Origin of the sequence: Pseudomaricurvus hydrocarbonicus (assembly GCF_011602365.1) — a bacterium.
Classification (GTDB): domain Bacteria; phylum Pseudomonadota; class Gammaproteobacteria; order Pseudomonadales; family Cellvibrionaceae; genus Pseudomaricurvus; species Pseudomaricurvus hydrocarbonicus.
Genome location: NZ_JAAONZ010000023.1, coordinates 25,278 through 44,010, shown reverse-complemented (window position 1 = coordinate 44,010; position 18,733 = coordinate 25,278). Strand labels below are relative to the sequence as shown.

Below are 18,733 nucleotides of genomic sequence, written 5' to 3'. Positions count from 1 at the left end.
AGTATTGGTAGCCCGCGCTTGTCGCAGCCTAATGTCTGGCTCTACGATGGCTGTTCAGTCGGGCTGGGTGCTTTAGCGCCCCTGTTTCTAATACTTCTGTTTAGAAGGGTTAAGTCTGTGTCGTTTTTTTAAAACACTCGCTAAGGTGATTTTTTTGAGCACTTTTGAAAAAAAGACTTTTGTCATTGCCTGTTGGGGGCGGCCTTTTAGGCTGTGTCTTATGAGTGGTACTGAGCCGTATGGTATGAAAGAGCAGTACGTTGTTGATGAGTCGTTCGTTGTTCGGGAGCAACAGTCATGATCAGTTTTCAATTAAATGGAGTTACCGTCACCACTGACGTTCCGGAGGACACTCCTTTGCTGTGGGTGATACGTGAACATTTTCGCTTAACCGGAGCTAAGTTCGGTTGTGGTATGGGTCTGTGTGGTGCGTGCACGATGCATTTCAATGGATCCGCTGTCAGGACTTGTGTGTTACCGATATCTGCCGTCGCAGATGGCGAGATAACGACTATTGAAGGCCTGGGGCAGGCGCAAAGCCTGCACATTGTTCAGCAGGCCTGGATTACCCATAACGTACCTCAGTGTGGCTATTGCCAGCCAGGACAAATCATGTCTGCGTCGGCGTTGTTGAGCGCGAATCCCAACCCGACGGATGAAGATATTGACAGTTTTATGAGCGGTAATGTGTGCCGGTGTGGGACATACCCCCGCATCAAGCAGGCCATTCACGCGGCCGCCGAAGCGCAAAAAAACAGGGTGGTTTTGTTTGATCCTGTTCAAGGAGAGGGCGTTACAACATGAGTCTATCGCAAGGACGTCGCCAGTTTTTAAAGTTAATGGGCGTTGCTGGAGGCGGGTTAATTCTGGGGCTGCCACTGACTGGCTGCAACACCAAACCCTATCCCTTTACGGAAAAGAATCAGTGGCAGCCAGATGCCTTTCTGCAATTTTCTGAACAGGGGGACGTCAGGTTTTTCTTACCTCAGGCAGAGATGGGGCAGGGCGTGACGATGGGGTTGGCAACCCTGATCGCTGAAGAGCTGGATATGAATCCGGCGGAGATACAGATCACCCATGCCGGAGTTCATAAAGACTATGTGGCGCCTGCGATGGGCGCACAAATTACCGGGGGCAGTTCCAGTATCCGGGTGCGTTATGAGGCAATTCGTCAGTCAGCAGCAACGGCTAAATTTTTACTGCTGCAGGCCGCCTCGCAACAGTTACAGGTGCCCGTCGGTGAATTGACCCTGTCTCAGGGGCAGGTCCATTATTCAGACCAAACCGCGCCGATGGCGAATTTTGTCGCCATCGCGGCGCGCTTAAGTCTGCCTGAGCCCGAACAGGTGGTGCTCAAAGACAGTAAAGATTTCCAGTGGATCGGTCATGATCGTGGTCCACGCATTGATGCGCTGGCTAAGGTGACCGGCACCGCTGAGTTTGGTATCGATGTCGATATTCCGGGTCTGAAACGCGCCGCGTTAAAACGCTGTCCGGTGATTGGCGGCAAAGTGAAGAGTTTTGAGACTCATGGCGCCGAGGCGCAGCCAGGGGTGTTGAAAATTCTGACGATTGACAATGGGGTAGCGGTCTTGGCAGACCATTACTGGCAGGCACGCAAGGCTCTGAATCTGATTGAGGTGGTTTGGGATTTTCCGCAACTGGTGCAGGTTTCGTCCAGCGACATAGAGCAGCTTCTGACTGAAGGCCTGAAGAGGGAAGGGGAGGAGGCGTTCACACAAGGCCAGGGGGCCGAGGGATTGACCGCCGCCCGGAAAACGTTAAAAGCTCGTTATCAGGTGCCGTATGTGGCCCACGCCACAATGGAGCCGATGAATTGCGTCGTGCACCTGCAAGGGCAGCGAGGGGAATTGTGGGTCCCGACGCAAGCACCTGACGTCGCTCAGGCGATTATGTCCGAACACAGCGGCATTGACCGTGACAAGATTCAGGTGCACTCGACTTATTTAGGTGGAGGCTTTGGCCGCAGAGGGTTTCATGATTTTGTGGCCGAGGCGACCCAGATTGCTAAATTGTCAGGTGAGCCTGTGCAATTGATCTGGAATCGTGAAGACGACACTCAAAATGATTACTACCGGCCAGCGGCTATGGCTGACTTTGAAGCCGGACTGGATACTAACGGGCAGCTTCAAAGCTGGACGGTGAAAAGAGCCGGCCCCAATGTTCTTCCTTATATGTTTGATGAGGCCATGGGTGCGGTACTCCCGGACTTTCTGCCGCAGCCCATGGTGGAGTGGGCAAGTAAGCGCGGTTATGGCATTTTTGATGGCTGGACGGTCGATTCTTCAAGCATAGAGGGGCTGTACGAAGACTATACGATCGAGCATAAAGAGGTCCGTCACGTTACGGTTGACCCTGGGTTGCGCTGTGGTTTCTGGCGTGCGGTGGGCCATTCTTTTTCGGGCTTTTTTGCCGAAAGCTTTATGGACGAGCTCGCTACTTTGGCGGGGGAAGATCCGTTAACTTTCCGGTTGCGCCACTTGGATGACAATCCCCGGCTGAAGCATGTTTTGTCATTGGCGGCGGAAAAGGCTGGCTGGGGTGCTCCGAAGCCCGGGCGGTTTCTGGGCTTGGCCGCGGTGGCCAGCTTTCAGTCTTATGTCGCCGAGGTGGCTGAAGTGTCTGTTGATAACGGTCAGATTAAGGTCCACAAGGTCACCTGTGCGGTGGACTGTGGGCGTGTAGTGAACCCGGATATGGTACGCACACAAATGGAAGGTGGGATTATTTACGGATTAACAGCGGCGCTCTACAGTGAAATCACCCTTAAAAACGGGGCGGTTGAGCAAGGTAATTTCCACGATTACCCCATGCTGCGTATGCTGGAGTCCCCTGACATTGACGTGCATATGGTTGACAGTGAAGAGCCGCCAACCGGTGTCGGTGAGCCAGGTTTGCCCCCCATCGCTCCAGCTGTGGCCAATGCTGTGTTCGCAGCAACGGCACAGCGGTTAAGACGTCTGCCGTTGAAATTGGCATAATGGCGGGGTCTCGATGTCAATGACGCCCTCCCCAAAAAATGGGTCTTAAACACATAGGTGCGATAGATGGCCAGACTTATCTGGCCAGTTATAAAGCGGGTTCGATGTGCAAAGTACACAGTTAGAAGTTTTGCAGGCGGCCTTAAAAGGTCTGCAACAGGGATTTGATGTAACGCTGGTCTCGGTGGTGAAAACCTATGGCACCTCACCGAGACCGGTGGGGTCTCTGTTGACGGTGTGTTCCGACGGCTCTTTCTTTGGTTCGGTTTCTGGAGGCTGTATTGAAGATGATTTGCTGCAGCGGCTGGTTGATAACCCTCCCCAACGTGTAGCAATAACCGTCTATGGAGAATCGGAAAAAGAGCGCCATCACTTTGGTCTGCCGTGCGGGGGCACTCTGGAATTACTGCTGGAACCGCTGCGAGGCTGCGAAAGCGACATAGAGGCTTTAATTGATGCCATCAGCACCCGTCGTACCGTCACCCGTACGGTCGTCATCAGCGGCACTGACGAAGACGATGTGGCCCCTGCGTTGCGGGCTTGGCACACTGATGACAAACCCGAACTGCGGGGAAATGTCTGGCAAAACGTCTTTGGTCCCGTGTGGCGCTTGTTGATTATTGGTGCCGGCCAAACCTCCCGTTACCTGGCGGAGATGGCCAACGCGTTGGGTTACCGAATTTTCATTTGTGACCCTCGGCCTCAGTATCGGGAGAGCTGGCGTGTGGAGGATACGGAGTTTATCGCCGGCTACCCCGACGATGCGGTGAGAGAGTTACAGCCGGATACAAGAACCGCGATTGTGGCCTTGACCCACGACCCGAAGCTGGATGATCTGGCGCTGCTGGAAGCGCTCAATTCCCGTGCGTTCTATGTCGGGGCGCTGGGTTCATTCAACACCAACCACAACCGACGTCAAAGGTTGCTGGAGCATTTTGATTTTACCGAGGCACAGGTGGGGTTATTGAGAGGGCCTGTAGGGTTGCCGATCGGCAGCAAAACACCTCCAGAAATTGCCCTGGCCGTGCTGGCCGAATTAACCGCTCTGAGAAATGGTATCGACATCAATGCTCAGCTTTCAGGCAGAGATAACACGCCTGCTGATGACAAGTCATGAGCAGTGACCCGGCAACTGGCGTTTGCGGGCTGATTTTGGCCGCTGGGCGGGGCCGTCGGTTTGGCGGCGACAAGTTGTTGGCCACGCACGATGACGGTACTTCAGTAATTCAGCGCGTGATTGAGAATATGAGGCCAGTCGTCCCGAACTGTCTTTGTGTGGTCCGCTCGGGTGATCAGCGATTGCAGGAGCATCTTGAGAGTCTAAAGGCGAACTGGATCAGCATTGATTCAGCAGACCTTGGCATGAGTCAGAGTCTGATTGCGGGTGTGAATTATTTTTCACAAGCGCAGGCATGGCTCATTGGCTTGGGTGACATGCCCTACGTGACGGCTGACACCTATCAACTGATTTGCCAGCGCTATGTTCGCGATCAAGCCCAACAGCAAGCGCAGGCAGGTCAAACACCATGCGACCTGCCCTGTATTGTGGTGCCTGAATTCCAGTGTGAACCTGACCGCTGGCGGTGCGGCAATCCGGTGCTGTTCAGTCATCACTTCCTGCCCGAGTTGCAAAACCTGACCGGTGATGTCGGGGGCAAAAGTATCATTGCCGCCACGCCGGAACGTGTTCAGCGACTTCCGGTTCAGGATCCGGGCATTTTACGGGATATCGATGTGCCGCAAGATCTCCGCCCAACGGCTTAGATGCTGTACAGGGATCCCCGTTTTTTTATTCAGATTTGCTATCGGCAAAGCGTCTAACATTCACTCTGATCATGCTTCCGGTGTTTTTGGCACATTTTCGTCTCTTTCATGAAAAATTCTGAGTTTGTGCTATAGCTAAACAGATAAAGAACTTTAGTTTAACAACAGCTTATTTATGCAAGCTAATGCAATTGGTTAACTAACGCTATTCACTGGTTCGGAAATAATCTTTAAAAAAATGATAAAACGGGAGAGCGCCATGACTGTCACAAACCGCCAGTGCACGACATCCAGCAGGAGACTGTTGAGCCGTCGACAGAAGAAAAGTGTTCGACAGCCCTGGCTTAACTTTAAGCGCCTGGCAGGGCTTATGTTGCCATTGCCTTTGGCCATCAGCGCGGCCATTGCAATCGCTCAAGAGAATGATTCTGAAGAAGCAACACTCATCGAAGAGGTGATTACCATTGGTACTCGCACCAAAGGGCGAACCAGTGAAGATATGCCCGTGCCAGTCGACGTGCTCAACGCCGAAGCGCTGGATCATACCGGTCAGACCGAAGTGGGGCGCATGCTGCAATCGTTAGCCCCGTCGTTTAACTTTTCCTCATCCAGCATCAGTGATGGTACGGATGCACTGCGTCCGGCAACGTTGCGTGGTTTGGGGCCGGACCAAACGCTGGTGTTGATTAACGGCAAACGACGCCACCAGGCCTCGCTCATTCACATTAATACTTCCGTCGGTCGCGGTACCGCCGGCGTTGATATGAATGCGATCCCCGCTGCGTCCATAAAACGCATTGAAGTGCTGCGAGACGGTGCCGCCGCTCAGTACGGTTCTGACGCAATTGCGGGTGTCATTAACATTGTGTTAAAGGACGATAATGAGGCTGGAAGAGTCAGCACCTCGTATGGTGAATACAGCGAAGGTGATGGCGAAACGGTTAACCTGGATTTCAATAAGGGCTTTGAACTGGGTGATGTGGGTTTTATCAACGCGACTCTCAATTACCGGGATCGCGGCCGGACCAACCGTGCAGGATTACAGGGGGCCTGTGCTTATGGTGGTTGTGTTGATACCGATGGCAATGGCTTTGCAGAAATTGGCGACCCCAGGGAAGCCACATTTGATCGTGAAGCGTTCCGGATCGGGGATGCGGACTCTGAACAATATGCGTTTGTCCTGAACGGGGCGGTCGGGATCGGTGTGGGCGAGGTGTACGGATTCGTCACCTATTCAGAGCGGGAAAATCAATCCGGTGCTTTCTATCGCAATCCGGAATCCGGTTACGATGCTGCTTTGGATGATGGCGACAATGTCATCCCCAACGGCTTTTTGCCTTTGATCAATTCCCAAATTGATGACATGTCTTTTGATGTGGGGTATCGAACCGAGTTTTCCAGTGGGACGACATTCGATGTGTCATATACCTATGGTAAAAATGAAATTGATTACACTACCAGCAATTCCATCAATTATTCGTATGTCAATTTTCTGAACTTTGGGCAGGGGTTATCGGACGCCGATATTCGCAGCACCATCCCCCGCAAGGCGGATGCCTATGGGCTGGAGCTGGAGTTGGAAACCTTCAACATTGCCATGACTCACGCCATTGGTGAGCTGGGTATTGCTGCCGGTTTTGAATATCGCACCGATACTTACAAGATCACTCCCGGGGATCCCTATGCCTATGACGATTTTGATACAACCAACGGTATATCCAATTACCCCCAGGACGCCGGCGGTGGTATTCAGGGGTTTCCGGGAATTTCACCGGTCTCTTCGGTGGATGAAGACCGGAACATCGTTTCTTTTTATGTCGACCTTGAATATCAATTAACGGATGCCTTTTTAGTCAGTGGTGCAGTGCGCTACGACGATTACCAAGACTTCGGCGATACCACCAATTATAAATTGGCGGCTAACTGGGAGTTGTCCGATTATATCCGCCTTCGGGCCGCGGTGAGTACGGGGTTCCGGGCGCCGTCCATGCAGCAGCAGTACTTCAATAACATCGGTACCCAGTTTGTGGATGACCCATCAAATCCGGGGGGACCACAAATTCCGGTTCAGGTCGGGACTTTCCGCAACGACAGTGATCTTGCAAGGGCAATTGGTATACCTCAATTGAAGGAAGAGGAGTCCACCAACTGGAGTGTCGGTGTCATTTTCACGCCTCTGGAACAGCTGAGCATCACTCTGGATTATTACTCAATCGATATCGATGACCGCATTGTCATCAGTAATCGACTGGCATCGGACGATGATCCAACGGGCACGCTGGGTGATGCGCTGTCCAGTGTCGGAGCCGGGGCCGCTCAATTCTTTTTGAATGGGGCCAATACGGAAACCCGAGGCTTCGATCTAGTCGCGACCTATCAAGGGATTGAGCTTGTCGGAGGTCTGTTGGACCTTACGCTGGCGGCCAACAAGACGGAAACCGAAGTGACCGATATATTCACTTCGGCGGGTGGTGATTTGTCGCAGTTAGCGCCGGAAGTGGTGTTTAGTGATCAGGATATTTCGATCATTGAAGAGTGGCAACCTGAAGATCGCATCAGTCTGACGGGGCTTTACCTGTTGGGCAATTGGTCCGTGAATCTCGCCTTCAACCGTTACGGTGAGTACACCGTGGAAGATGGTGGCCGTCAAACCTTCGACGCTCAATGGCTGACAGATTTGAACGTCGCCTACTCGTTTGGTAACGGGCTAAACCTGAGTCTGGGGGGAAATAATATCTTTGATGAGTACCCGGATAAAAATGAAATCGGCAACAGCCGCGGTGGCGCTCTGGAGGATGCCGTTGGCGGCAATGTGATTGTCAACAGCCCTGGCGTTTTTACCTATTCACGCCGTTCGGCACCGTTTGGCTTCAACGGCGCCTACTGGTATGGCCGAATCACTTATGATTTCTAAAAGGGGGATTCCGGGAAGTTTTCCGAGCGCTGAACGCCCGGTACGATAACGTCGCGTCAGCATCTGTCACTGATGGAAAAGCCCTGGCCGCCAGTGGTCCGGGCTTTTTTGTGTTGCAGGCTCCGGTAAAGCTGCGTCGCCTTAAGGCTGAGCCGTGGACTCGAGTGATTCCTGTTCAGCCAGCGTTTCCAGCGGGGCTGATAAGACCTTGAAACTCCTCGGCGCGACGTACTGGATCAGCTCTTTAGCCTCCTGGCTCAAGGCAATGTCGATGCCCAGTTGTGGGTATAGGAAATGTTCAATACCTTCCGGTGTCAGGACTCGTTGAGCATTCAGACCAAAACGGGAAAGAATGATTTGCTCATCGAGGTTGGCCGATGGGGTGAGGGCCAGGTTATTGATCGGCATGGATTGAATACGGTCGTAGTCCGCCGGGCTCAATAAAAACTTACGTGCGCCGGAGTCCATGTAACTGGAACTGGCGGCACGGGTTTTCATCTCTGACAGGGTGTCATCGTGGACAGCCACCTGGGCAATCAGCTTGCCTCTGATGGGGCCTGAAGAAAAATAGCTGTAATAGATTTCAAGGCCGCTGCGATCCTGGGCATCACTGATGATGGCGATTTCATGATCCTCTCCGAGGGTGGTCAGCAACTCGCTGACGGTGGTTGTTTCCAGTCGGATGTCGAACACCGTGGAAGTACCGTCTTCATGGGGCTCAACATTCCACGGGAGAGCAATCTGGCGGCTGTCTTGTAACTGTGGTTCAGAAGTAAACCAGACATAACCCAAGGCGGCAAAAAGGGTAATCGCCAGTAGTGTGATTTTTGTGGCATTCATAATTAACGACGTTTTTTGGTGGAAGGGCGGGACGGTTTTTTAGGCGCTGAGGGCGTTTCACCCAGGGTGTTTTTACCGCCTTTACTGCGGTTCAATTGGCAGCCGCTTTTGGGGCCGGCGGCTTTGGCGCTCGGTGGCCTTTTTCGTCTTTGTTTAGGTTGGGGCGGGGTGTTGTTTTTGCCCTCCGGATCCCGGGTGCCTTGTTTAAAACGCTGTTTGCGAGCTTCGGCCTCGGCTTCTTTGGCTGCCTGAGCGGCCGCAACTTCCTGTTTTTCCTGCTCGATCATTTCCGGGGTTTCCAGGCTGATGCGTCCCAGAGCTCCCGAGCGGAGTTCGTAAATTAAAACTTCGCATATTTTGTGCAAATTCACCCGACCACCGGCGCTCAGGGCGCCACGGCGTGCAGCGGCCATTTCTAAAAATTCAAGCTCGGTGTTCGGAATACTGTCCAGCTGGAAGCGCTCTTTTAAGCGATCCGGGTAATGTTTGATGAGGTAGTCGGCGGCAAAGAAGCCCACGTCGTCATACTCCATGGCGGTATCCTTGATTGCGCCAGTGACTGCCAGACGGTAGCTGCTTTTAGGATTCTCGACTTTGGGCCAAAGAATCCCCGGAGTATCCAGCAGCATGATACCGCTGCCCAGATTGATGCGTTGCTGACTTTTAGTGACCGCCGGCTCATTTCCGGTTTTGGCAATGGTTTTACCGGCGAGGGTGTTGATCAGGGTGGATTTGCCCACATTGGGGATGCCCACAATCATGGTGTGGATGGTTTTAACCCCGGCGGCTTTTTCTGGCAGCATCTTCTGGCACAGGTCGAGCAGTAATTTCATTTTGCCGGGCTGTTCGGTGGTGATCGCCAGGGTCTTAACCCCTTTTTCCTGTTCCAGGTAGGCCTGCCAGGTGGCGGTAACCTCCGGATCGGCGAGGTCGGTTTTGCTCAAGACCTTGATGCAGGGCTTGTCGCCACGCAGTGAGGCAATCGCCGGATTTTCGCTGGAGAAGGGGATACGCGCGTCCAGAACTTCGATCAACAGGTCAACCTGGGGCAAAACCTCCTTAATCTCTTTCTGGGCCTTATGCATGTGCCCGGGATACCACTGGATTGCCATGAATGACTGCGCCTTAGAACTGGGTGAGGAAATGGGAAAGGGGCTATTGTACTGGGCTGGCGCAGGATTGTTAAACTGATTACTGATTTGGGGGCGTCTTTCATCGCTTGAGGCGTTTTTCGTCCTCAACGGTGTCCACCACCAAGGTGGCTTTAACGCGTGCGGTGGAACGGAGCCTGAACCGAGAAACGTTGTCTAAAACGTTGTCTAATAAGCCGGGCAGTGGAGAAGCTTGAGGCCTTGCAGATCATCGTGGCCGCGAATTTGGTATAGTCTCGCCCATGGCACTAACAGCGAGCAGTGGGAATCGAGGATCATGACGGAACACGGAGGGCAGGTGGGATTTGGCGCAAAAAATTACAATCTGGCCATTTATCTGGCGAATCGCCCGCCCCTGGACGATTACCCGTCACGGGACCATCTAACGCCGTTATTGCCGGCGGAACTGGCTCACATTGTGGCTAATACAAGCAATCACTGGCGCAAAGTGTTTAACGTCTATGCCAAGTTTCTCTTTGCCCTGGAAGAGCCCAGGGTCACCGCAGCGGGCTCCTGGCAGGCGTATCGAGATCAATCACTGCTGCAGGGTCACTCAGCCGAGGCTCTGCTGTTCAGTCCGCCGGACTTTACCGTCAAGCAGACCGTGCATATTGTGGCGGGCAAAACTTACGCCGCCGAGCTGCACAATCAGGGGCGGATTGCTGAGCTTGACTGGCTGGATACCCATTTTGCGGTTAACAGGTCCCAAAGGCTCGTTGTCTGTCCGTATCTGGATTATCGTCAGCTGAGCAATGAGCGGATCGGGCGCCTGGTCGATATCGTACGCGGGCTGCGGGCGCCGCGACTTGCATCCTCGGCAACATCACGCCCAGCCGCAAAGCCGGAGCAGCCCCATGCTCAATAAGCCCCGTATTCGCCCGACCTTCAACGTGCCGGCACGAGCCTTAGAATGGGAGTATGAAGTCAAGAAAAGCCGGTTTATCGCCCGTGCTGCCCGTGCGCAGAACCGTGAGGAAGCCATGGCCTTGCTGGAACAGGCCCGGCAGGATTACCCGGATGCCCGGCATCACTGCTGGGCTTATTTGATAGGCAACCCGCACTCGCCAACCACGGTGGCAATGTCCGATGATGGTGAGCCCAGTGGTACGGCGGGTAAGCCGATTTTGAATGTTCTGCAGCATAAGGATGTGGGTGACATCATGCTGATTGTCATCCGCTATTTTGGCGGGATAAAACTCGGAGCGGGTGGTTTGGTCAGGGCCTACAGTCACTCGGCCCAGCTGGCGATGACCGAGCTGCAAACCGAAGCTCAGGTGCCCATGAGCCAGTGTCAGCTCAGGGGCGATTTTGCTTTTGAACAAAGCCTGCGGCACTGGTTGAGTCAGCATCAAGGTCAGGTCATTCAGGTAGATTACGGCCAGTCCATCGCGTGTCAGATTGCGCTCCCCGATGACAAACTTGAACTTTTACTGAGCTTTGCCGTTGGTCAGGGGGCAGAAATAGTAGCCGCCGAGACCGGGGCGAGCAGGTAAAATCTAGGCTGAAAAAATTGCCATTCACGAGGTGAGTGGCCATACTGCGCCGATATTTATGGCCTTGGCACAATCAGCTTGTGAGGCCATCACGGAATCTGCACAGCCAGACGGCTTCGCGCTGGTTTTGGTTATTACAGTACATTGATATAGAACTTGATGAGATCAGGATTATTCACATGCAAATCAGTCAGGATAAAGTAGTTTCTTTCCACTATCGCCTTCAGGAAGAGGGTGGAGAGATTTTTGAGAATTCACACGATGGTGATCCGGTCTTGTACCTGCATGGGCATAAGGGAATGCTGCCAGGCTTGGAGGAAGCCATGGAAGGTAAGGTTGCTGGCGAGAGCTTTGAGGTGACACTGGACCAGGATAAAGGCTACGGGCGCCGTGAAGAGGGGGCGGTGCAACGCGTCCCTAAAAAACACCTGCTCACCAAAGGAAAAATCACCCCGGGGCAGATGGTTCAGATCAACACCGAGCATGGTGCGACTGAAGCCGTGGTGATCAAGGTCGGCCTGAAAAATGTCGACATTGATGCGAATCACCCCCTGGCGGGGAAAACCCTGGTGTTTTCCATTGAAGTCGTGGATGTGCGGGAAGCGACCAGCGAAGAGATCGCTCACGGCCATGCCCACGGTGCAGGTGGCCACCAGCACTGAGTTGATCTTTGGACCTAATTTGAGAGCGGTGGTGCAGTAGATTCCAATGGTAAAAAAATACGCCCTGATGTCATTTGGCTGGTTCAGCATTGTGCTGGGAGTTGTTGGAATCTTTTTGCCCATCATGCCAACAACCCCTTTCATTTTATTGGCGGCCTGGTGTTTTGCCCGCTCAAGCCCACGCTTTCATTTCTGGCTGCGTAACCATAAATATTTTGGCTTGATGGTTACCTCCTGGGAGGATGGTCATGGAATCCCCCTTAGGGTACGTAACCGGGTATTGTTTCTGTTGTGGTTCAGTTTGTGCTTTTCGACCTACCTGATAGACCGCTGGTGGGTCGGGGTGATTTTTTTCATTGGCGGCGTGTGTGTAACGATCTACTTGTGGCGTCAACCCATTTTGGACACTGAACAGGAAAAGCTGTTGGCCAGGCAGGTGTCAGTCCCTGTTCGCAAAGATTCTGAGTCGGGTTAAACCGGTTTCGAGTTTTGGGAGAGCCAGGCTGTGCTTAACTGTGCTGGGCTGTGCTTAACTATGCTGGGCTTTGCTTAACTGTGCTGGCACGTCCCCATGCTGATGTTTAACGATGTTGTGCACACAAGGCTTCGGTTTAGCCCTTCCACATTTCCTGTGTGATGATGACACTTGTGGTTTCATCGCTGACACTCATTTCCTGATCTTCGATGTTGCAATGCAGAGACATGTTGCGTTGAGCCAATTCGCTTAATGCCTGAATGCCTTCTTCATGTAAATTGATCACCGTAAGGTTGTCAAAACGCTGCGCAAAGTGTTTGGTTTGTTGCCACCAGAGTTCTGCTGAGCGGCCGCTGTAACAATAAATCTTCACAGCTTGTGCCTTCCCGCAGGCTTGTCGCAGTCGTTTTTCATCCGGTTGCCCCAGCTCTATCCACAATTCCGTTTGATCGCTGTAATCCTTGATCCACAAGTCCGGCTCACTGTCTGTGCTTATGCCTTTGGTAAAATTCAGCCGCGGTTCAGCGTTCAGGGCAAATACTGCCAACCTTGCCATCATGCGTAAGTCGGTCTCCGACGGATGGCGGGCGAGTGTCAGCACATGTTCGTCGTAATAATATCGGTCCATATCGGCAATATTAATGGTTGCTTTGAAGACAGTTGCTTTAAGAGCCATGGTGCACCGTAAGGGTAGGGAGAGAGGTAAAAAAATGTGGTCGTCATACAACGAAAGTTGGAATTATTGTACCCCGTTTGCGGTCTCAAGCACGGTATTTATTCATTGTTGGGTCAAAGATTCATATATTCATACTGCAGGATTATGAGAGCCCGGATAAAACAGCTATTAACGAATTAAGGAGTCAGTTTGTGAAAAGAATGATGGGAACGGTTTTGATGTGTTTGGTCTGTGTGAGTGTGTACGCGGATAAAATCCCACAGGTGTCGAGTTCGGCAACCGGGGTAGTGGAAGCCATTCCGGATATTGCGGTTGTGAATGGGCAGGTTCAGAGTTTGGGGGCGACAGCTGAAGGGGCTGTTACGGAAGCGAGGTCCAAATTGGATTCTGTTATCACTTACCTCAAGCGCCAGGGTATACAGTCCGAACATTTGCAGGCCGCTCAGGTGTTGGTCAACCCCGAGTGGAGCTATCCGCGGGACAAACCCCGTGAATTGACGGGTTATCGAGCCGTTGGCTCCTTTACTGCCAAGCTTCAGGACATCTCGAAACTGTCCGGGGTGTACGGCGGGTTGATTGCGGCTGGGGCCACCGAGTTGGGTTCGACCCGATTTGATTTCAGTCTGAGGGAAGATCTGGAGCTGCAGGCGATCACCAAGGCGGTCGAGCTGGCCAAGAAAAAAGCCGAAGCGGGCCTAAAACCCTTAAACCAAACAGTGGGCGAGGTGTTGTCGATGGAGGTGGGTACCCAGTGGCAGCAGCCACCGGTATACAAATCCGTCAATATGGCCATGAGAGCAGAAGCCAGCAGTCCTGTGCCTCCGCAGGTGAATGTGGGTCAGCAGACCATTGAGGCGACTGTGTCGGTGACTTTTGAAGTGGATTAGCGTTGATCTGCACGGTGATCGCCGGTGATGTGCTAACGCTTACGTTGAGCTTAACAGCGCTAAAACGAAAAAGACCGGCATGAGCCGGTCTCTGGGGGACGCAGTGTCCAGTAGCAGCCAAGGTCGATGGCTGTATATTGTACTTAATACTGGGACTCTGGCAGGCGTACGGTAAAACCATCCATCTCTTCGGTGACGTAGATCTGGCAGCTTAAACGACTGTTGTCTTTCGGTTCTACCACCGCTTCCAGCATGTCTTGTTCAATACCCTGAGCGGGGGGGATTTTATCGATCCAGGCTTCGTCCACATAGCAGTGGCAAGTGGCGCAGGCGCAAGCGCCGCCACATTCTGCCAGGATGGAGTCGATCATATTGTCTACAGCACCCTGCATGACAGTTTCACCAACAGACACTTCAGCTTCATGGTGGTTGCCGTTGGCTTCAATGTAATTAATAAGTGGCATAGCTACCTCAAGTTTTGATTTTGGTAGATTCTATCGTCATATGGGAAAGAGGTTAAGCCTTTTGCTTCGTTTTATGCATGGAGGGCATTGATCTGAGGGGAGTGTCCAGAATTCGGGTACTGAAATCTGGCGCGATACGCCCTGGGAGTGAGACCGGTTTTACGCTGAAACAAACGGCTAAAGGAGCTCAGGTCGTTGTAGCCAACCTGAAGCATGATCGCTTCAATGGAGTTGCCGCTGGTTTCCAGCAGGCGCTTGGCGGTATCGATGCGCAGATTTTGCAGGTAGCGGTTGGGCGTGACCTCCATGACCTGCTTGAAACGGCGGATTAATGTCCGCGAGCTGACATTCAAGTGTTCGGCCAGTTTGTCCAGCGCACCAGGTTCTTTCATGTGAATTTGGAGCCAGGTTTGGGCGTCCGCGACCAGAGAATCGTTGTGCTGTAACTGTTGTTGAAGGGTCAGGTACGGTGTCTGCTCTACCTGATTGTTGTCCACCAGCATCAATTTAGAGGTGAGCGAGGCGATTTGATGCCCCATGTAGCGCTCTATCAGTTTGAGGGCCATCAGTGAATCGGTGTTGCCGGCTCCGGCAATCATAAAATTGTCCGATTGAATCAGCAGCTGGTCTACATCGAGTGTGACACTGGGGTAGCGGGCGCGAAACAGGTCTGCCTGCCACCAGGTCGTGGTAGCCCGCTGATTATTCAATATGCCGGTTTCGGCGACCAGAAATGTGCCGGTACACAGTGTAAGGAGCATCGCTCCCTGGTCACTGCGCTGCTTCAACCATTGAATCAGCAGGCGTTGTCGCTTTAAAAATTCCGGGAATGCCTGTTTGTTGCCATATTGGGCCGCTGCCACCATCACCACATCCGACGGCTCGGCATCCTGAAACGTACTGTCGACCGCCATGCGGATGTGTGTCGCGGTACGGATAGGCTTGCCATCCCCCGAGGCCAGTTTCCAGCGGAATAAGGTTTCGGAGGTGTCGTAGCGTTTTTGCCATTGCAGGTTGGCGATGTCCAGCATGTCCAGAAAGTTGGTGAAACTGGAGGCGCGGCACCCGTCATAAACGGCAATGGTAATCGTGGGCATAGGAAGCTCAATATGGTGGCGGTCATTCTGGATGGCAAAGAGTGTAGCTCGAACTTTCCAGGAAAATATAGGTTTAAAAAGGACAATGGTGGCAGTATTTGTGCCTAAAATGTCAAAAGTGACAGGCGGGAGAGGAGGATGAAAGGCTTTTAGTTTGAGGTGAGCGCTTCGTCTAGTTGAAGGTGAGCCCTTCGTCAGGTGTGGGGTCGCTTGAGCGCAGGGGGTAAACGGGAGACCCCACAACAGGCCGAGGCCTGCTGTGGGGGCAATACAGTCGTTTATTGATCAGTCAAACATATCAGGCTGTTCGGCGGTAATCACGCTCAGCAGTGGCTGGAAATTGAACCAGCCGGCCAGTTCGCTGCCAACCGTCTGATAGGTCGTGAGGGCGGTTTCCGCTGGGATCAATTTGGGGGTGCCTGCGGCTTCGGCCATGAGCTGTGCCTGACAGGAGCGCTCCATGGTAATAAACCACCAGGCAGCGGCTTCGACGCTGCCACCGACGGTCAGCAGGCCGTGGTTCTGGAGGATGGCGGCTTTGTTGTTGCCGAGGGCTGCAGAAATGCGTACGCCCTCGTCGTTTTCCAGAACAACACCACCAAAATCATCAAATAAGACGTGATCATCGAAGAACGCGCAGGCATCTTGAGTGATCGGGTCAAGAGGGCGTCCAAGGCTGGACCAGCTTTTACCGTACACTGAGTGGCTGTGCGCGGCTGCGATGACATCAGGGCGAGCTTTGTGGATATGAGAGTGGATTGTGAAGGCCGCACCGTTCAGCAGGCCGCTGCCTTCAATGACTTTGCCGTCATGATTGACCAGCAACAGTTCAGACATTTTTATCTGTTTGAAAGAGACGCCCATTGGGTTGACCCAAAAGTGGTCGGTGAATTCGGGATCGCGGACGGTGATATGGCCCGCGACACCTTCGTCAAACCCAAATTTGCCGAACAGTCGAAATGCAGCCGTGAGCATGCGCTTGCGATGTAGTCGTTGGGCTTCAGGGGTGTCGCCTTCGCTCATGGAGGGCATGCCTCCCGCGGTGTTCATAACAATGGAATTGACTGCATCGTTCATAAATCTCTCCAGATCACACGTATTACAAGGACTTGGTCTGTGGTTATTGTCGTGCAGCAAACTGCAGTACGTTTCATGTGCTTCTGATTCAGTGTAGACCGGCAGCGTGACGGGAACCGTAACCTATACGACAAACTGTAAAACACAGTGTGCGGGAGGCGTTCACTCGGGGGCAGTAAGCAAGCTTGAGGGGCAATACTGAAGGGAAAACAATGGTAAAATCCCCGGCAGGCATTAACCGCCCGGGTTTGTTTCCGCTGCTGTGCTGGTGGTTTTAACAACTTGTGCTGGTGGTTTTAACAACTAAGGCAATGAGTCAACCTCTTAACAAGGTCATGGAGTTTATGGGAAAGCTAAAGGCTGGCGTATACCGTCACTACAAAGGTCAGGATTATCAGGTGTTCGATGTCGCTCGACACAGTGAAACGGAAGAGCCTCTGGTGGTGTATCGCTGCTTGTACGGTGATTACAGCTTGTGGGTTCGGCCGCTGGGTATGTTTCAGGAGACGGTTACCATTGATGGGGAGGTGATCCCTCGTTTTGATTACAGTGGCGACTTCAGGTCAGACGATTTCCCCCAGGCTCCAGCATGTGAGTTCATGGCATGATATGGGCCTGTCCGCTCTGCCGCAGTAAGTTAACCCTGGACCAAAACGGGGCTTTTTGTGATGCAGGGCACCGCTTTGACCGGGCCAAGCAGGGCTATTTACATCTTTTGCCGGCCCACCAAAAGCGCAGCAGTGCCCCTGGTGATGATCGTCAGATGTTGTTGCAGCGCAGAGAGTTTCTACAGGCTGGCTTTTATTTGCCTCTGGCCAACCTCTTGCAGGAGCAGTGGCTGAAGCTCCTGCATCGCCGTGCAGAGCAGGTGTCCCCGGCAATGACTTTGCTCGACTGCGGTTGTGGTGAAGGCTACTACCTGCATCAGCTTCAGGCTGTATCGAAGAGCGGTTCGGGGGATGTCTGTTTTTATGGCATCGATATTTCCAAGGAGGCGGCAAAGTTGTCGGCCCGGGAATTGCCTGAAGCCGAAATTGCCGTGGCCAGCGGTTTTCAGTTGCCGGTTCAGTCTGGCTCTGTGGGGCTGTTGTTGCGTGTCTTTGCGCCCGGTGACAGCGCGGAAGTGGCCAGGGTATTACGCTCTGACGGTGAATTCTGGCGGGTAGTGCCGGGCCCTGACCATTTGCTGGAGTTAAAGCAGTCGTTGTATCAGCAAGTGAAACGTCACGAGCTGCCTGTGGCCCCTGATGGTTTTGAACTGGTCGAGCAAATTGACCTGAGATTTACAATGGCGCTGGACAGCAATCGAGCTGTGCTGCAGTTGTTGCAAATGACGCCGTTTGTCTGGCGGGGCAGTGTTGAAGGTAAAAAGTCATTGCAGGCCCTGGACTCTCTCGAGGTCACCGCGGAATTCATGTTGCAAAAATATCGTTTGTCTAAGCTGGATCGCCTGGTTGAGCCGGATCTGAAGGCGACTGCCGCGGTGGACTTCTCATGACTTCTGAAAACCCCCATACCGACCATTCCAACACAGAAAACCAAAATGTGCTCACGGAGGACCGGCGCTGGATGCAGCGTGCTCTGCAGCTTGCGCAACAAGCTGAAGCGTTGCAGGAGGTGCCGGTTGGTGCCTTGATTGTGCTCAATGGCCAAGTCATTGGTGAAGGTTGGAATCAGCCCATCACGGGCTGTGATCCTACTGCTCACGCTGAAATTATGGCGCTGCGCAGCGCGGCCAAGCATCAACAAAATTATCGCCTGCCCGAGGCAACGCTCTATGTCACGATCGAGCCTTGCACGATGTGCGCTGGCGCCATCGTACACAGCCGGGTGAAGCGCGTGGTGTTTGCCGCATCGGAACCCAAGGCCGGGGCAGTCATCAGTAATGGTTCGGTGTTCGATCGGCCTGAAATGAATCATCGCGTTGAGTACTCCGCCGGCGTGTGTGAGGCGGAAGCTAGCGCTATGATTCAAGCTTTTTTCAAGCGCCGCCGTGAGGAAAAAAAGGCGGCCCGCCAGGCGTTGAAGGAGCAAGCTTGCAAAGAGTAGGCTGTGAGCGACAGATGTTAAGGGTTGGCTGCCACGCCGTGGTTTCAGCAAAAAAAAGGCGGCTATACCTGGAGAGGCATTAGACAAAAAAGACTTCAGGGCGAATCTTTGAAGTCTTCTTGAAGTCTTTTTGAGGGCTCGGATTAATCTAACGCAGCAACGGGATTGATCGCACCTTGTCA

19 protein-coding genes are annotated in these 18,733 nt (G+C 53.0%); 13 read left to right on the top strand and 6 right to left on the bottom strand.

The genetic code is table 11. The features are described 5' to 3' along the window. The first annotated feature begins 297 nt into the window (after positions 1–297). The 5 genes from G8770_RS20980 to G8770_RS20960 all read left to right on the top strand — a co-directional run bounded on the left by G8770_RS20980 (position 298) and on the right by G8770_RS20960 (position 7,680). Positions 298–804 (top strand): (2Fe-2S)-binding protein, encoded by a 507-nt coding sequence (locus G8770_RS20980; protein WP_167191637.1) that lies wholly within the window; start codon positions 298–300, stop codon positions 802–804. Continuing rightward, entirely contained in the window at positions 801–3,002 is a 2,202-nt protein-coding gene (locus G8770_RS20975) for a xanthine dehydrogenase family protein molybdopterin-binding subunit (protein WP_167191635.1), read from the top strand. Before G8770_RS20980 ends, G8770_RS20975 begins: the two co-directional genes overlap by 4 nt. Positions 3,003–3,108: 106 nt before the next feature. Continuing rightward, complete coding sequence (locus tag G8770_RS20970) at positions 3,109–4,119, top strand: XdhC family protein (RefSeq protein WP_167191633.1); 1,011 nt, start codon at positions 3,109–3,111, stop codon at positions 4,117–4,119. Beyond that, on the top strand, positions 4,116–4,766 hold the full coding sequence (locus tag G8770_RS20965) for a nucleotidyltransferase family protein (protein ID WP_167191631.1): 651 nt from the start codon (positions 4,116–4,118) through the stop codon (positions 4,764–4,766). Before G8770_RS20970 ends, G8770_RS20965 begins: the two co-directional genes overlap by 4 nt. 259 nt (positions 4,767–5,025) lie before the next feature. Then, positions 5,026–7,680, top strand: coding sequence for a TonB-dependent receptor plug domain-containing protein (locus tag G8770_RS20960; protein WP_243760607.1), 2,655 nt, complete (start codon positions 5,026–5,028; stop codon positions 7,678–7,680). Between the two features lie 141 nt (positions 7,681–7,821). Here the strand turns inward: G8770_RS20960 and G8770_RS20955 are convergent, their stop codons facing one another. Both G8770_RS20955 and ylqF read right to left on the bottom strand, forming a co-directional pair. Then, positions 7,822–8,520, bottom strand: a complete 699-nt coding sequence (locus G8770_RS20955) for a hypothetical protein (protein WP_167191627.1) — start codon at positions 8,518–8,520, stop codon at positions 7,822–7,824. A 2-nt stretch (positions 8,521–8,522) separates the two neighbouring features. After that, positions 8,523–9,632 (bottom strand): ribosome biogenesis GTPase YlqF, encoded by a 1,110-nt coding sequence (gene ylqF, locus G8770_RS20950; RefSeq protein WP_167191625.1) that lies wholly within the window; start codon positions 9,630–9,632, stop codon positions 8,523–8,525. Positions 9,633–9,948: 316 nt separating this feature from the next. Here ylqF and G8770_RS20945 point away from each other — a divergent pair, with 316 nt between their 5' ends. From G8770_RS20945 to G8770_RS20930, 4 genes are all read left to right on the top strand, one after another. Next, positions 9,949–10,536, top strand: coding sequence for a DUF6942 family protein (locus G8770_RS20945; RefSeq protein WP_208022423.1), 588 nt, complete (start codon positions 9,949–9,951; stop codon positions 10,534–10,536). Beyond that, positions 10,526–11,164 carry a YigZ family protein gene (locus G8770_RS20940; RefSeq protein ID WP_167191623.1) on the top strand — a complete coding sequence of 213 codons (639 nt, stop codon included), beginning with the start codon at positions 10,526–10,528 and terminating at the stop codon, positions 11,162–11,164. Before G8770_RS20945 ends, G8770_RS20940 begins: the two co-directional genes overlap by 11 nt. Before the next feature lie 179 nt (positions 11,165–11,343). Next, on the top strand, positions 11,344–11,826 hold the full coding sequence (locus tag G8770_RS20935) for an FKBP-type peptidyl-prolyl cis-trans isomerase (protein WP_167191620.1): 483 nt from the start codon (positions 11,344–11,346) through the stop codon (positions 11,824–11,826). 46 nt (positions 11,827–11,872) lie between these two features. Further along, positions 11,873–12,301, top strand: coding sequence for a YbaN family protein (locus G8770_RS20930; protein ID WP_167191618.1), 429 nt, complete (start codon positions 11,873–11,875; stop codon positions 12,299–12,301). Between the two features lie 136 nt (positions 12,302–12,437). On the opposite strand, the gene G8770_RS20925 is transcribed toward G8770_RS20930, so the two are convergent. After that, positions 12,438–12,977: a YaeQ family protein gene (locus tag G8770_RS20925; protein ID WP_167191616.1), complete on the bottom strand. Its 540-nt coding sequence runs from the start codon at positions 12,975–12,977 to the stop codon at positions 12,438–12,440. 200 nt (positions 12,978–13,177) lie between these two features. Here G8770_RS20925 and G8770_RS20920 point away from each other — a divergent pair, with 200 nt between their 5' ends. Then, entirely contained in the window at positions 13,178–13,864 is a 687-nt protein-coding gene (locus G8770_RS20920; protein ID WP_243760613.1) for an SIMPL domain-containing protein, read from the top strand. Positions 13,865–14,007: 143 nt separating this feature from the next. On the opposite strand, the gene G8770_RS20915 is transcribed toward G8770_RS20920, so the two are convergent. The 3 genes from G8770_RS20915 to G8770_RS20905 form a co-directional block, all read right to left on the bottom strand. Next, the gene (locus tag G8770_RS20915; protein ID WP_167191612.1) at positions 14,008–14,328 is read right to left on the bottom strand and encodes a 2Fe-2S iron-sulfur cluster-binding protein; all 321 of its coding nucleotides are present in this window, start codon (positions 14,326–14,328) and stop codon (positions 14,008–14,010) included. 71 nt (positions 14,329–14,399) lie between these two features. Beyond that, complete coding sequence (locus G8770_RS20910) at positions 14,400–15,425, bottom strand: GlxA family transcriptional regulator (RefSeq protein ID WP_167191610.1); 1,026 nt, start codon at positions 15,423–15,425, stop codon at positions 14,400–14,402. Positions 15,426–15,710: 285 nt separating this feature from the next. Then, on the bottom strand, positions 15,711–16,502 hold the full coding sequence (locus tag G8770_RS20905; RefSeq protein WP_167191608.1) for a class II aldolase/adducin family protein: 792 nt from the start codon (positions 16,500–16,502) through the stop codon (positions 15,711–15,713). Positions 16,503–16,813: 311 nt separating this feature from the next. Between G8770_RS20905 and G8770_RS20900 the strand changes: the two genes are divergently transcribed. Genes G8770_RS20900 through tadA form a run of 3 tightly spaced genes read left to right on the top strand, consistent with a single transcriptional unit; the run spans position 16,814 to position 18,551 of the window. Continuing rightward, positions 16,814–17,110 carry a DUF1653 domain-containing protein gene (locus G8770_RS20900; protein ID WP_425050906.1) on the top strand — a complete coding sequence of 99 codons (297 nt, stop codon included), beginning with the start codon at positions 16,814–16,816 and terminating at the stop codon, positions 17,108–17,110. Beyond that, the gene (locus G8770_RS20895; protein ID WP_167191606.1) at positions 17,107–18,000 is read left to right on the top strand and encodes a putative RNA methyltransferase; all 894 of its coding nucleotides are present in this window, start codon (positions 17,107–17,109) and stop codon (positions 17,998–18,000) included. The genes G8770_RS20900 and G8770_RS20895 overlap by 4 nt, the downstream gene beginning before the upstream one ends. Next, positions 17,997–18,551 carry a tRNA adenosine(34) deaminase TadA gene (gene tadA, locus G8770_RS20890; RefSeq protein WP_167191604.1) on the top strand — a complete coding sequence of 185 codons (555 nt, stop codon included), beginning with the start codon at positions 17,997–17,999 and terminating at the stop codon, positions 18,549–18,551. Before G8770_RS20895 ends, tadA begins: the two co-directional genes overlap by 4 nt. Positions 18,552–18,733 lie beyond the last annotated feature (182 nt).